Annotated in this window: 20 protein-coding genes; 11 read left to right on the plus strand and 9 right to left on the minus strand. The window is 75.7% G+C overall.

Features of this window, described 5'->3' with window-relative positions; genetic code table 11:
• Positions 1 to 53: 53 nt before the first annotated feature.
• On the minus strand, positions 54 to 1,439 hold the full coding sequence (locus tag D459_RS0106365) for a phenylacetate--CoA ligase family protein (protein WP_017592163.1): 1,386 nt from the start codon (positions 1,437 to 1,439) through the stop codon (positions 54 to 56).
• Positions 1,440 to 1,665: 226 nt separating this feature from the next.
• Here D459_RS0106365 and paaN point away from each other — a divergent pair, with 226 nt between their 5' ends.
• From paaN to D459_RS0106400, 7 genes are all read left to right on the plus strand, one after another.
• Complete coding sequence (gene paaN / locus D459_RS0106370) at positions 1,666 to 3,333, plus strand: phenylacetic acid degradation protein PaaN (RefSeq protein WP_017592164.1); 1,668 nt, start codon at positions 1,666 to 1,668, stop codon at positions 3,331 to 3,333.
• A gap of 99 nt (positions 3,334 to 3,432) precedes the next feature.
• Entirely contained in the window at positions 3,433 to 4,407 is a 975-nt protein-coding gene (gene paaA, locus D459_RS0106375) for a 1,2-phenylacetyl-CoA epoxidase subunit PaaA (RefSeq protein ID WP_017592165.1), read from the plus strand.
• A 14-nt stretch (positions 4,408 to 4,421) separates the two neighbouring features.
• Positions 4,422 to 4,703, plus strand: coding sequence for a 1,2-phenylacetyl-CoA epoxidase subunit PaaB (gene paaB / locus D459_RS0106380; RefSeq protein ID WP_017592166.1), 282 nt, complete (start codon positions 4,422 to 4,424; stop codon positions 4,701 to 4,703).
• Positions 4,700 to 5,512, plus strand: coding sequence for a 1,2-phenylacetyl-CoA epoxidase subunit PaaC (paaC, locus tag D459_RS0106385; RefSeq protein WP_017592167.1), 813 nt, complete (start codon positions 4,700 to 4,702; stop codon positions 5,510 to 5,512). Before paaB ends, paaC begins: the two co-directional genes overlap by 4 nt.
• A 302-nt stretch (positions 5,513 to 5,814) precedes the next feature.
• Complete coding sequence (paaD, locus tag D459_RS36755; protein WP_026120108.1) at positions 5,815 to 6,291, plus strand: 1,2-phenylacetyl-CoA epoxidase subunit PaaD; 477 nt, start codon at positions 5,815 to 5,817, stop codon at positions 6,289 to 6,291.
• 15 nt (positions 6,292 to 6,306) lie between these two features.
• Positions 6,307 to 7,416: a 1,2-phenylacetyl-CoA epoxidase subunit PaaE gene (gene paaE / locus D459_RS0106395; protein WP_017592169.1), complete on the plus strand. Its 1,110-nt coding sequence runs from the start codon at positions 6,307 to 6,309 to the stop codon at positions 7,414 to 7,416.
• A 57-nt stretch (positions 7,417 to 7,473) separates the two neighbouring features.
• Positions 7,474 to 7,701, plus strand: coding sequence for a hypothetical protein (locus D459_RS0106400; RefSeq protein WP_017592170.1), 228 nt, complete (start codon positions 7,474 to 7,476; stop codon positions 7,699 to 7,701).
• A 162-nt stretch (positions 7,702 to 7,863) separates the two neighbouring features.
• On the opposite strand, the gene D459_RS0106405 is transcribed toward D459_RS0106400, so the two are convergent.
• Entirely contained in the window at positions 7,864 to 8,640 is a 777-nt protein-coding gene (locus tag D459_RS0106405) for an alanyl-tRNA editing protein (protein WP_017592171.1), read from the minus strand.
• A gap of 227 nt (positions 8,641 to 8,867) precedes the next feature.
• On the opposite strand from D459_RS0106405, the gene D459_RS0106410 reads away from it, so the two are divergent.
• The gene (locus D459_RS0106410) at positions 8,868 to 10,103 is read left to right on the plus strand and encodes an AGE family epimerase/isomerase (protein ID WP_017592172.1); all 1,236 of its coding nucleotides are present in this window, start codon (positions 8,868 to 8,870) and stop codon (positions 10,101 to 10,103) included.
• A gap of 225 nt (positions 10,104 to 10,328) precedes the next feature.
• On the opposite strand, the gene D459_RS0106415 is transcribed toward D459_RS0106410, so the two are convergent.
• On the minus strand, positions 10,329 to 10,979 hold the full coding sequence (locus tag D459_RS0106415) for a TetR/AcrR family transcriptional regulator (protein ID WP_017592173.1): 651 nt from the start codon (positions 10,977 to 10,979) through the stop codon (positions 10,329 to 10,331).
• Between the two features lie 133 nt (positions 10,980 to 11,112).
• Here D459_RS0106415 and D459_RS0106420 point away from each other — a divergent pair, with 133 nt between their 5' ends.
• A complete protein-coding gene (locus D459_RS0106420; RefSeq protein ID WP_081620466.1) occupies positions 11,113 to 12,795 on the plus strand; it encodes an ABC-F family ATP-binding cassette domain-containing protein in 1,683 nt (560 codons plus the stop codon).
• A gap of 169 nt (positions 12,796 to 12,964) precedes the next feature.
• Here the strand turns inward: D459_RS0106420 and D459_RS0106425 are convergent, their stop codons facing one another.
• The 4 genes from D459_RS0106425 to D459_RS0106440 form a co-directional block, all read right to left on the minus strand.
• The gene (locus tag D459_RS0106425) at positions 12,965 to 13,903 is read right to left on the minus strand and encodes a beta-ketoacyl-ACP synthase III (protein ID WP_017592175.1); all 939 of its coding nucleotides are present in this window, start codon (positions 13,901 to 13,903) and stop codon (positions 12,965 to 12,967) included.
• A gap of 138 nt (positions 13,904 to 14,041) precedes the next feature.
• Complete coding sequence (locus tag D459_RS0106430; RefSeq protein ID WP_017592176.1) at positions 14,042 to 14,626, minus strand: DUF6069 family protein; 585 nt, start codon at positions 14,624 to 14,626, stop codon at positions 14,042 to 14,044.
• 145 nt (positions 14,627 to 14,771) lie between these two features.
• Positions 14,772 to 15,398: a maleylpyruvate isomerase N-terminal domain-containing protein gene (locus D459_RS30930; protein ID WP_017592177.1), complete on the minus strand. Its 627-nt coding sequence runs from the start codon at positions 15,396 to 15,398 to the stop codon at positions 14,772 to 14,774.
• A 1,781-nt stretch (positions 15,399 to 17,179) separates the two neighbouring features.
• Positions 17,180 to 18,496 carry an aminotransferase class I/II-fold pyridoxal phosphate-dependent enzyme gene (locus tag D459_RS0106440; RefSeq protein WP_017592178.1) on the minus strand — a complete coding sequence of 439 codons (1,317 nt, stop codon included), beginning with the start codon at positions 18,494 to 18,496 and terminating at the stop codon, positions 17,180 to 17,182.
• Between the two features lie 415 nt (positions 18,497 to 18,911).
• Here D459_RS0106440 and D459_RS0106445 point away from each other — a divergent pair, with 415 nt between their 5' ends.
• Entirely contained in the window at positions 18,912 to 20,570 is a 1,659-nt protein-coding gene (locus D459_RS0106445) for a glycine/sarcosine N-methyltransferase (protein WP_051065333.1), read from the plus strand.
• Between the two features lie 241 nt (positions 20,571 to 20,811).
• On the opposite strand, the gene D459_RS30935 is transcribed toward D459_RS0106445, so the two are convergent.
• Positions 20,812 to 21,444 (minus strand): TetR/AcrR family transcriptional regulator, encoded by a 633-nt coding sequence (locus D459_RS30935; protein ID WP_017592180.1) that lies wholly within the window; start codon positions 21,442 to 21,444, stop codon positions 20,812 to 20,814.
• An 89-nt stretch (positions 21,445 to 21,533) separates the two neighbouring features.
• Here D459_RS30935 and D459_RS0106455 point away from each other — a divergent pair, with 89 nt between their 5' ends.
• Positions 21,534 to 22,172 carry an NAD(P)-dependent oxidoreductase gene (locus tag D459_RS0106455; RefSeq protein ID WP_017592181.1) on the plus strand — a complete coding sequence of 213 codons (639 nt, stop codon included), beginning with the start codon at positions 21,534 to 21,536 and terminating at the stop codon, positions 22,170 to 22,172.
• Between the two features lie 251 nt (positions 22,173 to 22,423).
• Here the strand turns inward: D459_RS0106455 and D459_RS0106460 are convergent, their stop codons facing one another.
• On the minus strand, positions 22,424 to 23,440 hold the full coding sequence (locus tag D459_RS0106460; RefSeq protein WP_017592182.1) for a bifunctional helix-turn-helix transcriptional regulator/GNAT family N-acetyltransferase: 1,017 nt from the start codon (positions 23,438 to 23,440) through the stop codon (positions 22,424 to 22,426).
• Positions 23,441 to 23,518: the final 78 nt, after the last annotated feature.

Raw genomic sequence — 23,518 nt, forward strand, 5'->3', positions numbered from 1 at the left:
GAGCCCCGACCGGCGCCGTCCGGCTCAACCGTGCCCAACGCCACAGCCCCCGCTCACCGGGGCCGCTGGTCGCTGATCCGGCGGACCTTGCCGACCGACCGCTCCAGCGCCTCCGGGTCCAGCACCTCCACGGCCGCACCGACCCCGGTGTGCTCGCGGACCGCCTCGGCCAGCGCGGCGCCCGCGCGCCGCCGCTCCTCCCCGCCGGTGCCGGGCCGGCACTCCACCCGCACCGTCATCTCGTCCAGCCGCCCGGGGCGGCGCAGCACCAGCTGGAAGTGGGGGGAGAGCGCGGGGATCCGCAGCACCTGCTCCTCGATCTGGGTGGGGAACAGGTTCACCCCGCGCAGCACGATCATGTCGTCGCTGCGCCCGGTGATCCGGGACATCCGCCGGAACGCCGGCCGCGCCGTGCCGGGCAGCAGCCGGGACAGGTCGCGGGTGCGGTACCGGACCACCGGCATCGCCTCCTTGGTGAGCGTGGTGAACACCAGCTCGCCCTCGCCGCCGTCGGGCACCGGCGTGCCGTCCACCGGGTCCACGGTCTCCGGCAGGAAGTGGTCCTCGAAGACGTGCGGGCCGTCCTTGGTCTCCACGCACTCGTTGGCCACCCCCGGCCCCATCACCTCGGACAGGCCGTAGATGTCCACCGCGTCCAGGTCGAAGACCTCCTCGATCTCGGCGCGCATGTCCTCGGTCCACGGCTCGGCGCCGCAGATCGCGGTCCGCAGCGACGAGGCGCGCGGGTCCAGGCCCCGGGCGCGGAACGCGTCGGCGATGGTCAGCAGGTAGGAGGGGGTGACCATGATGACCTCGGGGCGCAGGTCCTCGATCAGCCGCACCTGCCGCTCGGTCTGCCCGCCGGACACCGGGATCACCGTGCAGCCCAGCCGCTCGGCCCCGTAGTGCGCGCCCAGGCCGCCGGTGAACAGCCCGTACCCGTAGGCGACGTGCACCTTCTGCCCGGGGCGGCCGCCGGAGGCGCGGATGCACCTGGCCACCAGGTCGGCCCAGACGTCCAGGTCGCCGCGGGTGTACCCGGCCACCGTGGCCTGCCCCGTGGTGCCGCTGGAGGCGTGCAGCCGCAGCACCCGGTCCATCGGGGCGGCGAGCGCGCCGAACGGGTAGGCGTCCCGGAGGTCCTGCTTGGTGGTGAAGGGGAAGCGGGAGAGGTCGGAGAGCGATCCCAGGTCGTCCGGGTGCACCCCGGCGGCGTCGCACTTGCGCCGGTAGAACGCCTGGTGCTCGTAGGCGCGGCCGAGCGTCCAGCGCAGCCGGGACAGCTGGTGCTCCTCCAGCATGTCCCGGGAGGCCCGCTCCATCGGGTCGAGCGCGGCGGGCTCCGGCGGCAGGCCGAGCCGGCGCGGTGCGGAGCCCCCGCGGGGGCGGGGCGGCGCGGCCGGGCGGGATCCGGCCGCCTGGCGGGGTGCTTCGGTCACGGCGACGTCCTCTCGGCGGGGGCGCCCCGGCGGCGGGCACGGGCGCGCGCGAAGGCGGAGCGGGGGCCTGCGGCCGCGCCGCGCCCCCTTGCGGCCTGAACGAACGGTCGGTTAGTAATACGGCATAGACAAGCACCACCGGCCGGGGAGCTGTCAAGAGGCGGCCGGTCCCCGGGAACCCGAAGGCGACCAGAGCACCCGAAGACGACGTGTTGGGAGAACCGGCATGGCCCCCTCCGAGCTGTACGAGCGGCACCGCGCGACCCTGGAATCGGCGGTCGAGGCGATCCGCGGCCGCCACTACTGGTCCCCCTACCCCGAGTCGCCCAGCCCCAAGGTGTACGGGGAGGGCGCGGCCGCCGCCGGCGAGGCGGCCTTCCAGGGGTACCTGGGCAAGGACTTCCCGCTGGACCAGGTGGGCTCCGACGACCGGGTCATCACCGAGCGCTCGCCCTACGGGCTGCCGCTGGGGGTGGGGTACCCGCGGGCCGGCGCCGACGCGCTGATCGCCGCCTCCGCGGCGGCCGCCCGCTCCTGGGCGCGCACCGACCCCGACGAGCGCGCCGGGGTCTGCCTGGAGATCCTGAGCCGGATCAACGCGCGCAGCTTCGAGATGGCGCACGCGGTGCAGCACACCAGCGGCCAGGCGTTCGTGATGGCGTTCCAGGCCGGCGGCCCGCACGCCCAGGAGCGCGGCCTGGAGGCGGTCGCCTACGCGCACGACATGATCACCGGCTACGGGCGGACCGTGCGCTGGGAGAAGCCGCAGCGCCGCGGCGAGCCGCTGGTGATGGAGAAGCGGTTCCGCGCCGTGCCGCGCGGCATCGGCCTGGTCATCGGCTGCAACACCTTCCCCACCTGGAACGCCTACCCGGCGATCTTCGCCGACCTGGCCACCGGCAACACCGTGATCGTCAAGCCGCACCCGGGCGCGGTGCTGCCGCTGGCGATCACCGTGGCCGTCGCCCGCGAGGTGCTCGCCGAGAACGGGCACGACCCGGACGCCGTGCTGCTGGCCGCCGAGCGCGCCGAGGACCGGATCGCCGCCGACCTGGCGCTCCGCCCCGAGGTGCGGATCGTCGACTTCACCGGCTCCACCGAGTTCGGCGACTGGCTGGAGGAGAACGCCCGGCAGGCCGCGGTCTTCACCGAGAAGGCCGGGGTGAACGCGGTGGTCGTCGACTCCACCGACGCCTACCGGGCGATGCTGGGCAACCTGGCGTTCTCGCTCTCGCTGTACAGCGGGCAGATGTGCACCACCCCGCAGAACATCTTCGTGCCGCGCGAGGGCGTCGACACCGACGAGGGCCGGAAGAGCGCCGAGGAGTTCGGCGCCGACCTGGCCGGCGCGGTCACCCGGCTGCTCTCCGACCCGGCCAAGGCCACCGGCTTCCTCGGCGCGATCGCCAACCAGGGGGTGCTGGACCGGCTCTCCGGGGCCGGCGCGCTCGGCGAGCCGGTGCTGGAGTCGGCCGAGGTGGTCCACCCCGACTACGCGGAGGCGGTGGTGCGCACCCCGGCCGTGGTCCGGCTGGACGCGGACCGGCGCGACGTCTACGGGCGCGAGCACTTCGGCCCGGTGTCGTTCCTGATCGGCACCGCCGGCACCGAGGAGTCGCTGCGGCTGCTCCGGGAGACCGTCGCCGAGCGCGGCGCGCTGACCGCCTCGGTCTACTCCACCTCCCCGGAGGTGCTGGAGGCCGCCGAGGACGCGGCCGCCGACGCCGGGGTGAACCTGTCCGAGAACCTCACCGGCCAGGTCTTCGTCAACCAGTCCGCCGCGTTCAGCGACTACCACGGCACCGGCGCCAACCCGGCGGCCACGTCCTCGCTGACCGACCCGGCGTTCATCGCCGGCCGGTTCTCCTTCATCCAGTCCCGGCGGCACGCCTGACCGGGCCCGCGGGGAGGGCGGGGCGTTGACCGGCCCTCCTCCGCGGGGTAATTTCCAACTGAACGTTCGGTCGGTAATGCCGACGGGAGAGGACCAGCGATGACGACGGAAGCGCCCGCCGCCCCCGGGGCGCACGACGCCCAGCGGCGCTTCGACGGGATGATCGCCGCGGACGAGCGGATCGAGCCCCGCGACTGGATGCCGGACGGCTACCGCCGCACCCTGATCCGGCAGATCGCCCAGCACGCCCACTCCGAGATCATCGGCATGCAGCCGGAGGGCAACTGGATCACCCGCGCCCCCTCGCTCAAGCGCAAGGCGGTGCTCATCGCCAAGGTCCAGGACGAGGCCGGGCACGGCCTCTACCTGTACAGCGCCGCCGAGACGCTCGGCGTCTCCCGCGAGGAACTGCTCGACCTGCTGCACGAGGGCCGCCAGCGGTACTCCTCGATCTTCAACTACCCCACCCTGACCTGGGCCGACGTCGGCGCCATCGGGTGGCTGGTGGACGGCGCGGCGATCACCAACCAGGTGCCGCTGTGCCGCTGCTCCTACGGCCCCTACGCCCGCGCCATGGTGCGCATCTGCAAGGAGGAGAGCTTCCACCAGCGGCAGGGCTTCGACTCGCTGTACGTGCTGGCCCGCGGCACCGGGGCGCAGCGCCGGATGGCCCAGGACGCGGTGGACCGCTGGTACTGGCCCTCGCTGATGATGTTCGGCCCGCCCGACGCCGAGTCGGCCCACTCCGAGCAGTCCATGGCCTGGAACATCAAGCGGTTCACCAACGACGAGCTGCGCCAGCGCTTCGTCGACATCATCGTGCCGCAGGCCGAGGCGCTCGGGCTCACCCTGCCCGACCCGGACATCGCCTGGAACGCCGAGCGCGGCCACTACGACTTCGGCACCCCCGACTGGGACGAGTTCAAGCAGGTCCTCAAGGGCGGCGGGCCGTGCAACCGGCAGCGGCTGGAGCACCGGCGCCGGGCGCACGCCGACGGCGCCTGGGTGCGCGAGGCGGCCCGGGCGCACGCCGCCAAGCGGGCCGCGCGCGACACGGCCGGGGAAGCGGCCTGAGGGAGGGAGGCGACATGACCGACTGGCCCCTGTGGGAGGTCTTCGTCCGGGCGCGGCGCGGGCTGTCGCACGTGCACGTGGGAAGCCTGCACGCAGCCGACGCCGAGCACGCCCTGCGCAACGCGCGCGACCTGTACACCCGCCGGCAGGAGGGGGTGAGCGTGTGGGTGGTCCCCGCCGAGCGGATCACCGCGTCCGCCCCGGAGGACCGCGGGTCCTTCTACGACCCGGCCGAGGACAAGGTGTACCGGCACCCCACCTTCTACCCGGTCCCGGACGGGGTGGAGCACCTGTGAGCGGAAACGAGAACGGCGCGCCGCAGGCCGAGGTGGACACCGCCACCGCCGCCTACGTGCTCCGCCTCGGCGACGACGCGCTGATCGCCTCCCAGCGCCTGGCCGAGCTGGCCGCGCGCGGCCCCCAGCTGGAGGAGGACGTCGCCCTCGCCAACATCGCCCTGGACCTGCTCGGCCAGGCGCGCGTCCTGCTCGACTACGCGGGCCGGCTGGAGGAGCAGCTCACCGGGGTGCTGCGCACCGAGGACGACCTGGCGTTCCTCCGCGACGAGCGGCAGTTCTGCAACGCCCGGCTGGTGGAGCTGCCCAACACCGACTTCGCGCACACCGTCGCCCGCCAGCTGCTCTTCTCCGGCTACGCCCTGGAGCTGTACACCGCGCTGCAGGGGTCGGCGGACGAGACCGTCGCCGGGGTCGCGGGCAAGGCGGTCAAGGAGGTCGCCTACCACCGCGACCACGCCGCGCGGTGGGCGGTCCGGCTCGGCGACGGCACCGAGGAGAGCAGCGAGCGGATGGCCGCCGCGCTGGAGGCCTGCTGGCCCTACACCGGCGAGCTGTTCACCCCGGACGAGGTCACCCGCACCGTGGCCGCGGCCGGCGTCGGCGCCGACCCCGCCGGGCTCCGGCCCGGCTGGGACGCGTTCATCGACGGCGTCCTCGCCGAGGCCGGGCTGCACCGGCCGGAGACCGCCCAGATCACCGGCCCGGCCGGCCTCGGCGGCCGCCAGGGCGTGCACACCGAGCACCTGGGCTACCTGCTCGCCGAGATGCAGCACATCCACCGCTCCCACCCGGGGGCGACATGGTGACCGGCCCCCGCCCTCCCGCCGGCGCGCCGACCGCGGAGCCGCGGGCCGTGCCCCCGCCCCCCGGCCCGCCGGAACCCGCCGCCGCCCCGGCCGGCGGGGAGCGCCGTCCGGCCGCGCCCGACCTGCCCGCGGCGGTCGGCGCCCCGGCCGCCGAGCCGGGCCCCTACCGGGTCCGGGAGCAGGGCGGGCCCGGGGACCGCGACCGGCGCGGCGCCGCGCCGGCCGCGCCGCCGGCCCCGCCGGAGGCGGGGCGGAGCGGGCCCGGAGCGGAGTCCGGAGCGGAGCCCGGGGGCGCGGCGGAGCTGGCCGAGATCGAGCGGATCGCCGCCTCGGTGCCCGACCCGGAGATGCCCATGCTCACCCTGGAGGACCTGGGCATCCTGCGCGCCGTCCGGCGCGGCGGGGACGGCCGGCCGGTCGTGGAGGTCACCCCGACCTACTCCGGCTGCCCGGCGATGGACGCCATCCGGGAGGACGTCCGCGGCCGGCTCGCCGCGCACGGCCACACCGGCGCCGAGGTACGCACGGTCCTCTCTCCGCCGTGGTCCACCGACCTGATCACCGAGGAGGGCCGGCGCAAGCTCGCCGAGCACGGGATCGCGCCGCCGACCGGGCGGGCCCCCGCCGCCGGCGCGGTCATGGTGCCGCTCTCGGTGCGCTGCCCCCGCTGCGGCTCCACGCGGACCCGCGAACTCAGCCGGTTCGGCTCCACCGCGTGCAGGGCCCTGCGGGTCTGCGACGCCTGCCGCGAACCGTTCGACCACGTCAAGCCGCTCTAGCCGGAACAGGGAGCCATGACCGCAGCAACGCACGAGCGGGGCGCCGCGCCCGCCCGCCGCAGGGGCGTCTTCCACCCGCTGACCGTCGCCGCGGTGGAGCGGCTGACCGACGACGCCGTCGCCGTCACCTTCGACGTCCCGCCCGAGCTGGCCGAGGAGTTCCGCTTCGAGCAGGGCCAGCACATCACGGTCCGCCGGGTGTTCGGCGGCGAGGAGGTGCGGCGGAACTACTCGATCTGCTCGCCCGCCCCGGACGGGCCGCTGCGCATCGGGGTGAAGCGGCTGGAGGGCGGCGCGTTCTCCGAGTTCGCCAACGACGGGCTGGCCCCCGGCGACACCGTGGACGTGATGCCGCCGCTGGGCCGGTTCAACGTCCCGCTCCGCCCGGAGGAGGCGCGCACCCACGTCGCGATCGCCGCGGGCAGCGGCATCACCCCGGTCCTCTCCCTCATCGCCACCACCCTGCGGGACGAGCCGGAGAGCACCTTCACCCTGGTCTACGCCAACCGCACCGCCCGGGACGTGATGTTCCTGGAGGAGCTGAGCGACCTGAAGGACGTCCACCCGGCCCGGTTCCAGCTGCTCAACGTGCTCAGCCGGGAGCAGGGCGAGGCCCCGCTGACCAGCGGCCGCGTCGACGGGGAGAAGCTGGGCGCGCTGCTCACCGCCATCGGCCCGGCCTCCGGCGTCGCGCACTGGTACCTGTGCGGCCCGTTCGAGCTGGTGGACGCGGTCCGCACCGACCTCGCCGGGCGCGGCGTCCCCGCCGAGCGGATCCACTTCGAGCTCTTCCACGTCGAGGAGGACGCCCCGCCCCCGCGCCGCCGCGGGGCGGACGGGCCCACCGCGTCCACCCGGCTCGCCTTCACCCTGGACGGCCGCACCACCACCGTTGACACCGACCCGGACGAACCCCTGCTCACCGCCGCGCTCCGGGTCCGCGCGGACGCCCCTTACGCCTGCCGCGGCGGCGTCTGCGGCACCTGCCGCGCCCGGCTCTGCGAGGGCACCGTCGACATGCCCCGCAACTACGCCCTGGAGCCGGCGGAACTGGCGGCCGGCTATATCCTCACCTGCCAGTCCCGCCCGACGTCGGAGGCGGTGACGGTGGACTACGACGCCTGACGCCCCCGGAAGGGACCGGAGGGCCCGGGGCGCGGCCCCCTACCGAAGGAGGCGCCGGTGGAGCGGGACGGCCACCAGGACATCCGGCCGGAGCAGGCGGCCGCCATGGCCGGGAAGAGGCGCGCGGTCGAGCGGACCCGGGCTGCGCACGCGGGGGAGTCCTGCGCCGAGGTCCGCCGCGCCCTCATCGCGGCGCTGCGCGAGGAGGGGGTCGAGTGGATCGTGCCGCAGGCCCTCGACGAGGTGGCGGAGCGGATCTCCGCCGAGAGGCGGCCCACCCGCTGACCGCTGCGCCCGGCAGGCCGCCCCGCGCCCCGGGGCCTTCCGGACGGCGGGCGGGACAGCCCGGGGCCGCCGGCCGGCGCCCGCAGGAAGCGGGCAGGCGATCGGCGCGGGCGGAGGCCGGGCGGACGCACCGCCTCCGGCGCCTGACCCGGCCCGGCCAGGTCACTCCGCGGTCGGCGGGTCGCGGAGTTCGATCCGGATGCGCTTGTTGCTCTTTCCCTTGGACGAGGTGCCGGTGACGGCCACCCGGCCGACCTCGGCGGTGTCGGCGACGTGGGTGCCGCCGTCGGCCTGCTTGTCCAGGCCGACGATGTCGATCACCCGCAGCGGGTCGATCTCCCGGGGGATCAGGCCGGCCGCGGTGCGGATCAGCGCCGGGTCGAGGTCGGCCTCGGAGCGGTCCAGGAAGTCGACCAGCACCTCGCGGGCCCGGTCGACCTCCTCGTTGATCCGGCGCTCCACCCGCCGCCCGAGCCCGGTGTCGATGTGCTCGAGCGGGAAGTCCAGCCGTCCGCGGCCCGGCTCCATGTTGCCGCCGGTGACGGCGATCCGGTACTCCGACCAGATCACCCCGCACAGGATGTGCAGGGCGGTGTGCGTGCGCATCAGCGCGTGCCGGCGCTCCCAGTCGAGCTCGCCGAAGACCTCGGTGGAGGCGGGCGGGGGCTCCTCGGCGTCCAGCCAGTGCCAGATCCGCCCGGCGTCCCGCTTCACCCTGGTCACCCGGGCCGATCCGCCGTCCCAGCGCAGCGTCCCCACATCGTGCGGCTGGCCCCCGCCGCCCGGGTAGAACGCGGTGCGGGCCAGCGCCACCCGGTTCTGCTCGCGGTCGACTTCGAGCACGGTGCCGTCGAACGACCTGCGGTAGGCGTCGACGGCGAACAGCTCGCTCTTCTCGATCTCCGGGGGAGGCGTCCCCCTCGCCCCTGGAACTCCCATGGCGGACCTCCGCTCCGGCCCGATCGGCTCCGGCCGCCCGGCCTCTTCGCACGCTAGCACCGGGACCCGGCGGAACGGGGCCGCCCGGCCGGGCCGGGCGCGGCCGCCGCGGGGCGGTGGACGGGGCGGGCGGGGCGGCGGGACGATGCCGGTCGGGCGCGCCGCACCGGACCCGCTGCGCACCCCGCTGCACCCTCTGCACCTTCGGACGGAACGAGGTCGAACGGATGGACTCCAGATGGGCCGAGCTGGCCGGGCACCGGGCCTGGCTGCGGCGCGAGGAGCTGCGGCTGCTGGACTTCGGCGCCGCCGCCGCGCTGCCGGGCGGCGGATTCGGGGCGCTCGACGCCCGGGGGCGGCCCGGCCCCGGGCCCGCCGAGACCTGGATCACCGGGCGGATGGCGCACGTCTACTCCCTGGCCCACCTGCGCGGGGTCCCCGGGGCGGGCGCGCTGGCCGACCACGCTCTGGACGGGCTGCGCGGCGTGCTGCGCGATGCCGGGCACGGCGGCTGGTACGCGCAGGCCGCGCCGGACGGCGGGGTCCCCGAGGACGCGACGAAGAGCGCCTACGTGAACGCCTTCGTGGTGCTGGGCGCCGCCTCGGCCACCGCCGCCGGCCGCCCCGGTGCCGAAGAACTGCTCGCGGAGGCGCTGTCGGTGGTCGAGACCCGGTTCCTCGACCCGGAGACCGGGCTGGGCCGGGAGAGCTTCGACCGCACCTGGACCGCCTGCGAGGACTACCGGGGCGCCAACTCCGGGATGCACCTGGTCGAGGCGTTCCTCGCGGCCGCCGGCAGCACCGGCGACACCCGGTGGCGGGACCGCGCGCTGCGCATCGCCGAGTTCCTGGTGCACACCGCCGCGGCCGGCAATGGGTGGCGGCTGCCCGAGCACTTCACCGCCGACTGGCGGGTGCTCCCCGAGTACAACGCCGACGCGCCCGGCGACCGGTTCCGCCCCTACGGCACCACGGTGGGCCACTGGCTGGAGTGGGCCCGGCTGCTGGTGGAGCTGGAGGCGGCGCTGGGCGACGGCGCCCCGGAGTGGCTGCTCGCCGACGCGCGGCGCCTGTTCGACCTGGCGGTCGAGCACGGCTGGGCGGTGGACGGCGCGGACGGCTTCGTCTACACCCTGGACTGGCAGGACCGGCCGGTGGTGCGGGAGCGGATGCACTGGGTCGCCGCCGAGGCGGTGCTGGCCGCGGCCGCGCTGGGCCGGCGCACCGGCGAGCCGCACTACGAGCGGTGGTACCGCACCTGGTGGGACTACATCCGGCTGCACCTGGTCGATTCGGAGCGGGGCGGCTGGCACCACGAGCTGGACCCGGCCAACGCTCCGTCCTCGACGGTCTGGGAGGGGAAGCCCGACCTGTACCACGCCTACCAGGCGGTGGTCCTGCCCACCCTGCCCCCCGGCCCGGCCGCCGCCCACCTGCGCGACCACCCGGAGACCGCCGCCTGACGCGGGGCCCGCCGCCGCCCCGCCGGGGCGTGCTCCGGCCCCCGCCCGCTCCGTGCGGGGGCCGGGGCCGGGGGGCGTCCGCAGGCCCGGCGGCCCGTTCGCGCGGGGCGGGACGGGGCGCGCTCCCCGGGGCGGGCCCGGCGGCCGCTTCCGTCGGCGGGGTCGGACGGTGCGGGCTCAGGGCCGCCGAGGGGTGATCCGCGGCCGCGCCGGCGGAGGCCCCGGTCAGCCGCGGTCCGTGCCGGCGAAGGCGCCGGAGCGGGCCGAGTCGGCGGCGGCGTGCGCGTAGCGGGCCGCGTCCTCGGCGGAGACCGGCTCGCGGCCGATGAAGAGCCGGTAGTAGACCGGGGCGATCGCGGCGCGGACCACGTCGGCGCCGTCGGTTCCGGGCGGGACCTCGCCCCGGGACTCGGCGGCGCCGACCACCGCGGCGCAGCGGGCCAGCCGGTCGGCGAGGAAGGCGTGCAGGGCGTCGGCGGCCGCGGCCGACTGGAACGAGGCGGCGATGCAGGCGCTCGCGATCGCCGCCCCCTCGCCGCCGCCGGTGAAGCCCTCGGCGACCTCGCGGGCGAGCTCGGCCAGGTCGCCGCGGAGCGAACCGGTCTCCGGCGGCCGCCAGTCGTCGTCGGCGGAGTACTCCAGGGCCGCGGCGAGCAGGCCGTCCACGCCGCCCCAGCGGCGGTAGACCGTCGCCTTGTGCACCCCGGAGCGGGACGCGACGCGGTCCACGCTCAGTCCGGCGTAGCCGTGTTCCCCCAGCTCGGAGAGGGTGGCGTCGAGTACGGCCGAGGTGTTGCGGGCGGTGCGGCCGCCGGGGCGGCGGCTCTTCTCCGCGGTGGCGGGTCCGGTGGCGGTGCCGGCGGGTTCGGAAATCATAGTGCGACTCTAGTTGCATTTGCGGGGAGGGCGTGTCATCATCCTTATCGCGACAACGGTCGCACTAACGTCTTCTCGAAGGGGTGATCACCGTGGGCCTGCCGATCAGGGCGGACCGCCGTCCGAACGCCGCATGCACCGTTCCGCTCATCCCCGAGGAGGCCCCCGCTTGTCCAATGCGCCCACGCACGCCCCGCACGCCGCGGTCCTGACCGGAGTCGGCTACGCCTGGCCGGACGGCACCGCCGTCTTCGACCGGCTCGACGCCGTCTTCGAGGCCGGCCGCACCGGCCTGATCGGCCGGAACGGGTCCGGCAAGTCCACGCTGCTCAAACTGGTCTCCGGCGAGCTGCGCCCGGAGTCCGGCGCGGTCTCGGCCCCGGAGCGGACCGGGCTGCTCGACCAGTCCCTGCCGCTGGACACCGGCCGCACCGTCGCCGAACTCCTCGGCATCGCCCCGGCCCTGGCCGGGCTGCGCGCCATCGAGGCGGGCGACGCCTCGGAGGCGAACTTCACCGCGGTCGGCGACGACTGGGACATCGAGGAGCGCGCCCTCGCCCAGCTGGCCCGGTTCGGCATCGCCCTCGACGGGCCGGACCCGCTGGGCCGCACCGTCGGCACGCTCTCCGGCGGCGAGGCGGTGCTGGCCGGGATCGCCGGGCTCGTCCTGCGCCGGCCCGCGCTCACCCTGCTCGACGAGCCCACCAACAACCTGGACCGCCGCGCCCGCGGGCTGCTCTACGAGGCGGTCGACGCCTGGCCGGGCGCGCTCGTGGTGGTCAGCCACGACCGCGAACTGCTGGACCGGATGGACCGGACCGCCGAACTGCGCGGCGGCCGGATCCGGATGTGGGGCGGAAACCACACCCACTACACCGAGCGGCTGGCCGAGGAGCAGGAGGCCGCCCGGCGCGCGGTCCGGGTCGCCGAGGCCGGAGTGCGAAAGGAGAAGCGCCAGCTCGCGGAGGCCCGGATCAAGCTGGACCGGCGGGTCCGGTACGGCAACAAGATGTACGCGACCAAGCGCGAGCCCAAGGTGGTGATGAAGCAGCGCAAGCGGGACGCCCAGGTCGCGGCGGGCAAGCACCGGATCATGCAGGAGGCCCGGCTGGACGGGGCCCGCGAGGAGCTCACCGCGGCCGAGGACGCGGTCCGCGACGACGACGCCATCCGGATCGCCCTCCCCGGCACCGAGGTGCCCGCGGGGCAGGACGTCCTGGTCCTGGCGGCCGGCGAGCGCAGGCTGCACCTGCGCGGACCGGAGCGGATCGCGCTGACCGGCGGCAACGGGGCGGGCAAGACCACCCTGCTGCGCGCGGTCGTCGCCGCGGCCCGGGGAGAGGAGCCCCCGGTCCGCCCGGCCGGGACGGAGGTCGCCCGGGTGACCGCCCGGGTCGGCTACCTCCCGCAGCGCCTCGACCTGCTGGACGACCGGCTCAGCGTGCTGGAGAACGTGCGCGCCGCGGCGCCCTCGGCCGCCCCGCAGGCGATCCGGGCCGGCCTGGCCCGGTTCCTCATCCGCGGCGACCGGGCCGACCTGCCGGCGGGGGCGCTCTCCGGCGGCGAGCGCTTCCGGGTCGCCCTGGCCCGGGTGCTCCTCGCGGACACCGCCCCGCGGCTGCTGATCCTGGACGAGCCCACCAACGACCTCGACCTGGACAGCGCGGCCCGGCTCACCGAGGCGCTCTCCGCCTACCGGGGCGCGCTCCTCGTCGCCTCGCACGACGAGGCGTTCCTCCGCGACATCGGCACCACCCGCCGCTGGCGCGCCCGCCGGGGCCTCCCCCCGGAGGACTCCGCCCCCGGAACCGGCTGACGCGAAGGGGGCGGCCTGCGGCGCACCCCCTCCCCGCAGGCCGCCCCCGCACCGCCCTCAGCCGAGGAGCACCGCCCCCTTCCCGGAATCGGCCGCAGGCCCGCCCCTCCTGGGAGAGGAGGACCGGCGCGGCGCCGATCGGCCGGGCGGTCCGGCGATCGGTGAAGGCTCAGGGGCAGCGGACGATCTGGCCGGCGTAGGAGAGGTTGCCGCCGAAGCCGAAGAGGAGGGCGGGGGAGCCGGTTTCGAGTTCGCCGCGCTCCAGGAGCTTGGAGAAGGCCAGCGGGATGGAGGCCGCCGAGGTGTTGCCGGAGTCGGCGACGTCGCGGGCGACGACCGCGCGGGCGGCGCCCAGGGAGCGGGCGATGGACTCGACGATGCGCAGGTTGGCCTGGTGCAGGATGACCGCGCCGAGGTCCTCGGGGGCGACGCCGGAGCGCTCGCAGACGGCGCGGGCCAGCTCGGGCAGCCGGGTGGTGGTCCACCGGTAGACGGTCTGGCCCTCCTGGACGAACCGGGTCGGGGTGCCGCCGATCCGGACGGCCTCGCCCAGCTCGGGGAAGGATCCCCAGAGCACCGGGCCGACCTCCGGCTCCTCCGCCGCGGTGAGCAGGGCGGCGCCGGCGCCGTCGCCGACCAGCACCGAGGTGGAGCGCTCCTCCCACGCCACCACGTCGGTCATCTTGTCCGAGCCGATCACCAGGGCGGTCCGGGCGGCGCCGGCCCGGATCGCGTGGTCGGCGGTGGCCAGGGCGTGCGGGAAGCCGGAGCAGACCACGTTGACGTCGAGCACCGCGGGGGAGGGGGAGCCCAGCCGGGCCGCGACCCGGGCCGCCATGTTCGGGCTGCGGTCCACCGCGGTGGAGGTGGCGACCACGATCATGTCCACCTCGCCCGGCTCCAGCCCGGCGTTGGCCAGCGCCTTGGCGCCGGCGTGCGCGGCCATCTCGTCCACCGTCTCCTCGGGGGCGGCGACGTGCCGGGTGCGGATGCCGACCCGGCTGCGGATCCACTGGTCGCTGGTGTCGGTGAGGCGGGCGACGTCGTCGTTGGTGAGCACCCTGGTGGGTTGGTAATGGCCCAGCGCGCTGATCCGCGACCCGGTCATCCGTCTATCCCCCGCTTTTTTCGGCCTTGTGAGCGACGCCAGTCTCAGTGTTACCGGTCAGTCGCACAAGCGGCGGCGGGAAGAAAACCGCACTTCGGAAGGATCAGGTGATCCCGGGGCGCGGGGGAGCGGACCGGTTCAGTCCCGGTCCGGCCGGATCGGTGCGCCGGGGTCGTAGGCGCGGTGCCGCCCCCCGTACCGGCGGCGCGGCCGGTCGGAGACGGCGTCCCGGTAGCCGCTGCGGTAGGCCTCCTCCTCGGCGGCGGCCCGGGCGGCGGGGCCCGCAGGGGCCGGGCGGAGCGCACCCGCCCCCACCCTGGCCAGCAGGAAGACGACGGCGGCCCCGGTGACCGCGTTGACCGCGGCGGCGGCGACCTGCGCCGGGAGCGGCCCGGACAGGGCGAACGGGACCAGCGCCGCGGCCGCCGCACCGGCCCCGGCGATCCAGCGGAACAGGGCGGTCGGCCGAGGGGCGGAGGCGAGCAGCAGGTGGAGCAGGGCGGTGGCGGCCAGCGCGGCCGCGGCCGCCAGCGCCGCGTGCAGCGCGGTGCCGAGGTCGCCGAACTCGCCCGCCTGCCCGCGGGCGAGCGCCGGAACGCCCAGCACACCGCGCACGGCGAGGGTCGCGACCAGGATCGACAGGGCGGCGACCATCGCGGTGGCGATCCCCCCGGACCACAGCCGGGAGGCGTCGACGGCGCGGGCGCCCCGGTAACCGCTCATGCCGTACCCCCCGATACGGAGCCGAATCCGGTCACCCGGCCCATACCCCGGGTCAACGCCGATAACCGCCGGTGGCGGGGGTGCGGAGGGGGCCGGGTCCGTTAAGGGACCGCGGAAGGGGAGGGAAACGGACGGCGGCGCCGGGTCAGGGGCCCTCGCCCCGCCAGCGCCAGGCGCCGTCCACGGCCGCGCGGCCGGGCAGGGTGCCGCGCCCGGTGCACCAGAGCAGCTCCGCCCACGGGTCGCCGGTGCCCGGCGCCTGCGGGAAGAGGCGGCCCAGGGCGCGCGCCACCGGCTCCTCGGGCGGGGTGAACTCCAGCCCCAGCCCGGCGGCGATGTCGTGGGTGTGCAGCAGCGCCTCGACCATGCCCATCGCGGCGAACCCGATCGGCCCGGCGTCGCCGTAGGAGTGCCAGGCGCGCACCTCGGGCGGGGTGGTGCGGACGGCCGCGGCCAGCACGCCGGCAGAGGCCTCCAGCCCCTGCACCAGCTGCTCGGGGGTGGCGTCGTCGTCCGCGACGACCTCGAAGGCGACGTAGCCGCGGGTGCGCCGGCCGGTCAGCTGGGTGGCGTAGCCGAACATGTCGTCCCAGACGTGCACCGCGGTCGCGGTGCAGGTCCAGTCGAGGCCGCCGGCGGGGACGCTCCAGTCCGCGTCCGCCCCGCGGCGCAGCGCGGCCGCGCAGGCGGCCACCGACCGCTCCAGCAGTGCGGCCCACTCCTCCCGGGGATCGTCGGAGGAGGCGGCGGAGAAAGAAGTGTGATCGGGCATGCGCGGAACCCTAAGCCTCCGAACCCGCCGGCGCCTACGGCTTTTCCCGGACGCACCGGACTCCACGGGTCGGGGCAAGCGGGCAGCGACGGCAGGGAGGGGGACCGGCCGACCGGTCGGGCGCGGTGCATCGCGGAGTGCAGGTTCAAGCGGGCGGCGACGGCGGAGGAAGGGGCGGGGCGGGGTGGTCGCCCGGGTGTCGGGCCCCACGGGGTCGGGGTTCAGGCGGGCAGCGAAGGCGGCGGTGGGCACCGGCCGGTCGGTCCGGCACGGCGCCCCACGGGGTGACGGCTCAGACCAGCGGCGACGGCAGAGGCAGGGGCGGGGCGGAGGCGGTCGCCCGGGCGCGGCGCCTCACGGGGTCGGGGTTCAGGCGGGCGGCGACGGCGGGGAAGGGGACCGGCCGGTCGGTCCGGCACGGCGCCCCACGGGGTGACGGCTCAGACCGGCGGCGACGGCAGAGGCAGGGGCGGGGCGCAGGCGGTCGCCCGGGCGCGGCGTCTCGCGGCGCGGGGGTTCAAGCGGGCAGCGAGGGCGGGAGGGCGTGCCGGCCGGTCGGTCCGGCACGGCGCCCCGCAGAGCGAAGGCTCAGACCGGCGGCGACGGCAGCGGTAGGGGCGGGGCGGAGGCGGCCGCCCGGGCGCGGTGCCTCACGGGGTGGCGGTTCAGGCTGGCGGCGAGGGCGGGCAGGGGCACCGGCTGGTCGGTCGGGTGCGGCGGAGCAGGGTGGGGCGGTCGGGGTGAGCCGGGGTGGCGGGGTGGCCGTTCCCGCGTCGCCCGGGCGCCGTTGCCGGCCGCCTCTGAAACCGCTGCACCTCCCTGACCTGGGTGAATACGCAGGGTGATGGCGGGGTGGGGTGCCCTGCGCACCGCGAGAGCACCCCGGTGATTCCCGGGCGCGCATCCCGGGCCGGATCGGCCCTCTGAGGGCCCGAATCGCCCCGATCGGGCCGTTGATCAGGGATTCGAGCCGTCCGCAAGGCCGCAAACCAGGGGGCCGGAACCCGGGAAGGGCAGGGGTGGGGGCGAGATGTCGCTTTTGCCCTCCCGGGAGGCCCCGCTTTGGCCACTCTGGGTGATCAGGGAGGGGGTGGTGGGGGCTTCAGAGCCCGCTACTCGCTGGTAGATGTAATCGGGGTGCTCTCGCGGTGCGCAAGGCGCCCCCGCGCCCGCCCGATCCCCGCCGCAAACCCGGCATACGGGATATGACCACCCTCGGCGGGGGCGCGTGCCGGGCCGGGCCGGTGAACGCGGCGCCCCGCCCCCTCCCGCCCTCGCCGCCTGCCTGAACCCCCGCCCCGCGAGGCGCCGCACCCGGGTGAGGCGCCCGACCCCGCCCCTACCGCTGCCGTCGCCGCCGGTTTGAGCCGCCACCCCGTGGGGTGCCGCACCGGACCGACCGGCCGGCACGCCCTCCCGCCGTCGCCGCCTGTCTGAACCTTCACTCCGCGAGACGCCGCGCCCGGCTGGGACGCCCGGCCCCGCCCCTACCTTTGCCGTCGCCGCCCGTTTGGACCTTCGCTCCGTGGGGCGCCGCGCCGGACCGACCGGCCGGCACGCCCTCCCGCCTTCGCCGCCTGCTTGAACCCTCGCCCCGCGAGGCGCCGCACCCGGGTGAGGCGCTCGCCTCGGCCCTACCCTTGCCGTCGCCGCTGGCTTGAACCCTCACCCCGTGGGGCGCCGCACCCGACCGACCAGCCGGTTCCCCACCGCTGCCCTCGCCGCCCGTCTGAACCTTCACCCCGCGAGGCGCCGCGCCCGGGTGCGGTGGTGCGGAGGGGTCAGACCGCCGGGCCCGGTTGGCGGACCGAGGCGGCCACGGCGCGGGCCAGTTCCGGCATGTCCGCGACGTCCAGGGCGGAGACGGTGATCCGCAGCGCCGGGCCGGTGGAGGCGCGGAAGCGGTGGCCCGGGGTGACCGCCCAGCCGCGGGCGAGCAGGCCCGCCGTGGCCGCGGCCTCGTCCGGCACCGACACCCACACGTTCAGGCCGGACCGGCCCCGGGCGGACAGCCCGTGCTCGGCCAGCGCCGCGATGAGGGCGTCCCGGCGGGCGGCGTAGGAGCGGTCGGCCTCCCGGGCGCCGATCCGCGGGCGCCGCAGCAGCTCCACGAAGGCCTCCTGGAGCACGTGGCTCACCCACCCCGGGCCGGTCTGCATCAGCGCGCGCACCCGGTCCACCGTCACCAGGTCCCCCGCCAGCATCGCCAGCCGCAGGTCCGGCCCGTAGGCCTTGGCGACCGAGCGGATCACCGCCCACCGCCGGGTGGCCCCGAAGACGCCGTGGAAGGGCAGGTCGACCAGGTCGAACCCGTGGTCGTCCTCGATCGTGAGCACCTGCGGGTGCCCGGCCAGCACCGCGCGGAGCGCGGCCGCGCGCTCCGCGCCGATCGCCGCCCCGGTCGGGTTCTGCGCCCGGTTGGTCAGCACCACGGCGCGCGCCCCCGAGCGGAGCGCCGCCGCCAGCTCCTCGGGCAGCGGCCCGTCGTCGTCCACCGCCATCGGGACGCTCTTCAGGCCGGTCGCGGCGAGCAGGTCGTACTCGCTGGGCCAGCCCGGGTCCTCCAGGGCGACGGTGTCGCCCGCGCGCAGCGCGGAGCGGAGCACCCGGTCGATCCCGTCGAGCGCGCCGGAGGTCACGGTGAGCGCGTCGGTGGGCACGCCGTCCGGGGCGAGCAGGGAGCGGGCCGCCTCCTCCATGGCGGGCAGCACCGGGGGGTCGCCGTACAGGGTCGGGGCGCGGCCGGCGCGGTTCCGGGCGACCTCGGCGAGGACCTCGGCCAGGTCGGGCAGGAGCCGCGGGTCGGGGTTGCCGGTGGCGGCGTCGCGGGCGCCCGGCGGGACCGCGCCGGGGCCGGCCTCCCTCGGGGCGGCCGCGGGCCGGGGCCGGACCCGGGTCCCCCGTCGGCCGCCGGTCTCGACCAGGCCGCGCTCCCGGAGCAGCCGGTAGGCGGCGGCCACGGTGTTCGGGTTGACGCCGAGGTCGCCCGCGAGGTCCCGGATGGGGGGCAGGACCGTGCCCGCCTCCAGGGCACCGCCGGCGATCTCCCGTTCCACGCTGTCGGCGATCTCGTGCGAACCCCGTCCGGTGATGACCATGCCCGCATTATCCAGCAGTTCGGCACCGGGGGCGTACCCGGTGGGCGGCCGCCGCCCGCCGGGGACCGCCCGGGCCCCTCGGCGTCCGGGCGCGCATTATAGCCGGACGGGGATTCCCGGATATTCTCCGGGTATTTCCGGTGAATGAATCAGTGATGTCGGTACAAAGTGTTGCGCGGTGCGATTCCCTGTTGCGCTCTGGTGAACCCGCGGTGCCGCGGGCGCGGATCACCCGGCGTTGTCCGGGTGTCGATCCCGCTGTGCAGCAGGATGATTTTATCCGTCCTGACCTGCCCGTTAACCGCTTCTTGTCGGGAGACCCCTTGAATTAGGGGGTGGTTCGTGCTTTTCAATATATATACGCGAAGTTTCACCCTCGGGGCAGTGTGCCGCGCGCGCCTCGGGGTGTTCTAGTGTGAGGAGTCGACCTATCAAAGGGCAGGATCAGCAGCGTTTTGGAGACGACCCGCTAGCCGTTCGCGACACCGACCACTACAAAGCCGAATACGTGACCGGGTTCGTCGACAAGTGGGACGAGCTCATCGACTGGAAGCGCCGCTATGAGAGCGAGGGCCGCTTCTTCATCGATCAGCTCAAAGAGCGGGGTGTGCGCGAGGTCCTCGACGTGGCGACCGGCACCGGGTTCCACTCGGTGCGCCTGGTCGAGGAGGGCTTCGAGACCGTCAGCGCGGACGGCAGCCCCGAGATGCTGGCCAAGGCCTTCTCCAACGGGCAGAGCTACGGCGGCCACATCCTCCGGGTGGTCCAGGCGGACTGGCGCTGGCTCAACCGGGACGTGCACGGCACCTACGACGCGATCATCTGCCTGGGGAACTCGTTCACCCACCTGTTCTCCGAGCGGGACCGGCGCAAGGCGCTGGCCGAGTTCTACGCGATGCTCAAGCACGACGGCGTGCTCATCATCGACCAGCGCAACTACGACGCCCTGCTGGACGGCAAGTACGGCAACAAGCACACCTACTACTACTGCGGGGAGGAGGTCTCCGCGGAGCCCGAGCACGTCGACGAGGGCCTGGCGCGGTTCGTCTACCGCTTCCCCGACGCCTCCACCTACCACCTCAACATGTTCCCGCTGCGCAAGAACTACATGAGGCGGCTGCTGCGCGAGGTCGGCTTCCAGCAGGTGGACACCTACGGCGACTTCCAGGAGACCTACCAGGGCGACGAGCCGGACTTCTTCATCCACATCGCGGAGAAGGCCTACCTGCGCGAGGGCGGCGACCCGGCGGAGCGGTACTCCGCGGCGGTGCGCACCGCGCGGGACTACTACAACTCCTCCGACGCCGACACCTTCTACCACTCGGTGTGGGGCGGGACCGACATCCACATCGGGCTGTACGACTCCGCGGACGGCGACATCGCAGAGGCGAGCCGGCGCACCGTGGAGCGGATGGCGGCCAAGCCGGGGATCGGCCCGGACACCCGGGTCATCGACATCGGCTCCGGCTACGGCGGGTCGGCTCGCTACCTGGCCCGGACCTACGGCTGCCGGGTCACCTGCCTCAACCTCAGCGAGGTGGAGAACGAGCGGAACCGCGAGGCCAACCGGGAGGCCGGACTGGACCACCTGATCGAGGTGGTGGACGGCTCCTTCGAGGACATCCCCTTCCAGGACAACGCCTTCGACGTGGCCTGGTCCCAGGACGCCCTGCTGCACAGCGGCGACCGGCCCCGGGTGCTGGAGGAGGTGGCCCGGGTGCTGCGCGCCGGCGGGCACTTCGTCTTCACCGACCCGATGGCCGCCGACGACGCGCCGCAGCAGGAGCTCCGCCCCATCCTGGAGCGGCTGCACCTGGACACCATGGGCACGCCCGGCTTCTACGACCGGGAGACCGCCCGGCTGGGCATGTCCAAGGTCGGCTTCGACGACCTCAGCGAGCAGCTGCCCCGGCACTACGGGCGGGTGCTGGAGGAGACCGAGGCGCGCGAGGCCGAGCTGACCGGGAAGATCAGCGAGGCCTACCTGACCCGGATGAAGACCGGGCTGCGCAACTGGGTCCGGGGCGGCGAGTCCGGCTCCCTGGCCTGGGGGATCCTGCACTACCGGGCCTGAACCCGGCGGGCCCGCTCCCCCACGGGCCCGCCGCCCGGTCCGGCGCCCGACGCGCCGGACCGGCCCCCGCTCCGGGCGCGCCCCGGCCCGGAGCGGGGGCCTTTCCGCGCTCTGCCTCCGCGATCTGCCCTCTGTTCCGCCCACCGGAGCCGCTGCCGGACTCGGCGCCGGGGCCGGCGGTCCGCGACGGTCTCGACGCTGCGGGGCGACCGGAGCGCTCCGACGGCCCCGCGACGCCGGGTCACCGGTCCTGGAGGGGCCGGCCCTGCCCGGCGGGGTCCGGCAGCAGCGGGTCCAGCAAGGTCGCCACCAGGGCGGGGGCCGGGTCGGCGGCGGGGTCGTCGGCGGCCCGGAGCGCGTCGGTCAGGTGGGAGAAGAACGCCTGCTGGAAGCAGGCCCCCAGGAGCAGCGCGGCCGCGGCGCGGGCGTCGGTCCCGGGGCGCAGCCGGCCCCGGTCCCGCTCGGCGGCGATGTAGGCGGCGAGGCCGTCCACCGGGACGTGCGGGCCGACCCCCCACTCGGAGAGCCGGGCCCGGTAGTCCTGCAGCAGCCGGGCCTCGGAGAACAGCGAGGTGCCCAGCGGCACCGCCCGGGTGTAGAAGCCGATCGCGGTGCGCGCGACCTCCTCCAGCACCTCCCGGACCGGGGCGCCCCCGGCCCGCTGCTCCAGGCGGTCCATCAGCCGGCCGAACTCCGGCGTCTGCCGGGTGAGCACGCTCAGGAACAGCTCGTGCTTGTCGGAGAAGTGCTTGTACAGGGTGGCCTCGGAGTAGCCGGCCTCCTTGGCGATGAGCCTGGTGGTGGCGCGCGCGGCGCCGTGCTCGCGTATCACGCGCTCGGCGGCGCCGAGGATCGCGTCACGGGTTCCCGCCATGCGATGTCCGTTCCCGGTATTGACGTGAGTGGGCGCTCACCACCATAGTCGTGGTGAGTAAGCGCTCACTACCCGAAAGGCGTCCGGGAATGAGGATCACCGTTCTGGGAGCCGGCGGCGGGGTCGGCCGCGAGATGGTCGCCCAGGCCCTGGCGGCGGGCCACGAGGTCACGGCGGTGGTGCGGGACCGCGTCCGCGCCCGGCTGGGCGGGCACGACCGGCTCGATGTGGCCGTGGCCGACGCCCTCGACCCGGCCTCGCTGCTGCCCGCGGTCAAGGGGGCCGACGCGGTGCTCTCCGCACTGGGCGGGCGGGGCGGGCTCTCCGAGCCCACCACCGTCTGCGAGCGGGGCGCCCGCGCCGCGGTCGAGGCGATGCGCACCGCCGAGGTGCGCCGCATCGTCGCGATCAGCGCGGCCACCGTCACCGCCGAGGGGGACGGGCCGTTCACCCGGCTCGTGGTCAAGCCGGTGCTGACCAGGGTGCTGCGGCACCCCCGCGCCGACTCGATCCGGATGGAGGAGGTGCTGGCCGGCAGCGGCCTGGACTGGACGGTGCTGCGCCCGCCGATGCTGCTGGACCGCCCGCGCACCGGCCGGTACCGGATGCGCGACGGCGCCAACGTCCGCGGCGGTCTGCGGATCGGCCGCGCCGACGTGGCCGACGCGGCCCTGGCCGTACTCCCCGACCCGGCCCGGTTCCGCACCGCGGTGGGCGTCGCCTACTGACCCGGCCCTCCCGCGTTGATCTTGACGCCGTCGCCGTCTCGACCGGCCTTGCCACCAAGTGGCCGTTGCAACGAGGAACTCGGAGAGGGGAGAGAGGCGGAAGGGGGACCGGCCGGCACGCCCTCCTGCCCTCCCTGCCCGTTTGAACCTTCGCTCCGTGGGGCGCCGCGCCCGACCGGAATGCCGGATCGCTGAGGGAAGAGGGAAGAAGGGCGGTCGACACCGGGGAAACGCCCCGCGGGGGCGGGTCCTCAGAGATCCCGGTCCCAGACCTCGGAGACCAGGCCGTCGCCGAAGTCCTGGTGCGGGTGGGACTCCCGCAGGGTGAACCCGGCGCGGGCGTAGATGGAGCGGGCGGCGGTCAGGCAGGACTGCGTCCACAGCGTCATCCGGCGGTAGCCGGCCCCGCGGGCGAAGTCCATGCACTCCTCCACCAGCCGCCGCCCCAGCCCGTGTCCCCGGGCGGCCGGTTCGAGCAGCAGCAGGCGCAGCTTGGCGGTCTCGTCGTCGGCCCGGGTGCAGAACACGCTGCCCACCCGCTCCCCGCCGAGCTCGGCGATCCAGCCGCGCTCCCGCTCCGGGTCGTGCCCGGACGCGAACTCGGCGATGATCCTCGCGACCAGCGCCTCGTAGGCGGCGCCCCAGCCGTACTCCTTCGTGTAGAGCGCGCCGTGCCGGTCCAGCACCCAGCCCAGGTCGCCGGGGGCGAGCGGGCGCAGCACCGGGGTCGGGGCGCGGCCGTCCGCCGGCCGATCGCCTTCCGGTCGGCCGCCCTCCGATCGGCCACTCTCCGGCCGGTCGGGGGCGAGCAGCTCCCGCACCGCGGTCAGCGCCTCGGCCAGCCGGGCGCGCTCCTCCGGTGCGAGCGCGGCGAGCAGGCCGCCGATCTTGGTGTCGGCGCGCTCGTCCATCAGCGCGGCGGCGCGGGCGCCGGCCGAGGTCAGCTCGACGGTGTTCCTCCGGCCGTCGGCGGGGGAGGGGGCGCGGACGACCAGCCCGGTCGACTCCAGCCGGGCCAGCACCCGGCTCAGCTGGCCGGCGTCGATGTCCATCGCGCGGCGCAGGTCGGAGGTCTCGGAGCGGCCGCGGTGCAGCAGCTCGTGGAAGGTGCGCACCTCGGTCAGCGACCAGGGCGAGTCGAGATGGCCGGGGTCGAGCGCCCCGACGCGGGCGGTGAGGAAGCGGTTGAAGGCGCGGAGCCGGGCGATGTCGGCGGCGGGGACGGCGGTCCCGGCCGGAACGGACGCGGTGCTCTCCAGGGAATCCATGGCTGCCCCGATCAAAGTCGTTGACTCTGTCAACGATTCTCGCGCGGCGGGCCGCCGAAGGCAAGGCCCCGGGGTCCC

Source organism: Nocardiopsis potens DSM 45234, from assembly GCF_000341105.1.
Classification (GTDB): domain Bacteria; phylum Actinomycetota; class Actinomycetes; order Streptosporangiales; family Streptosporangiaceae; genus Nocardiopsis_A; species Nocardiopsis_A potens.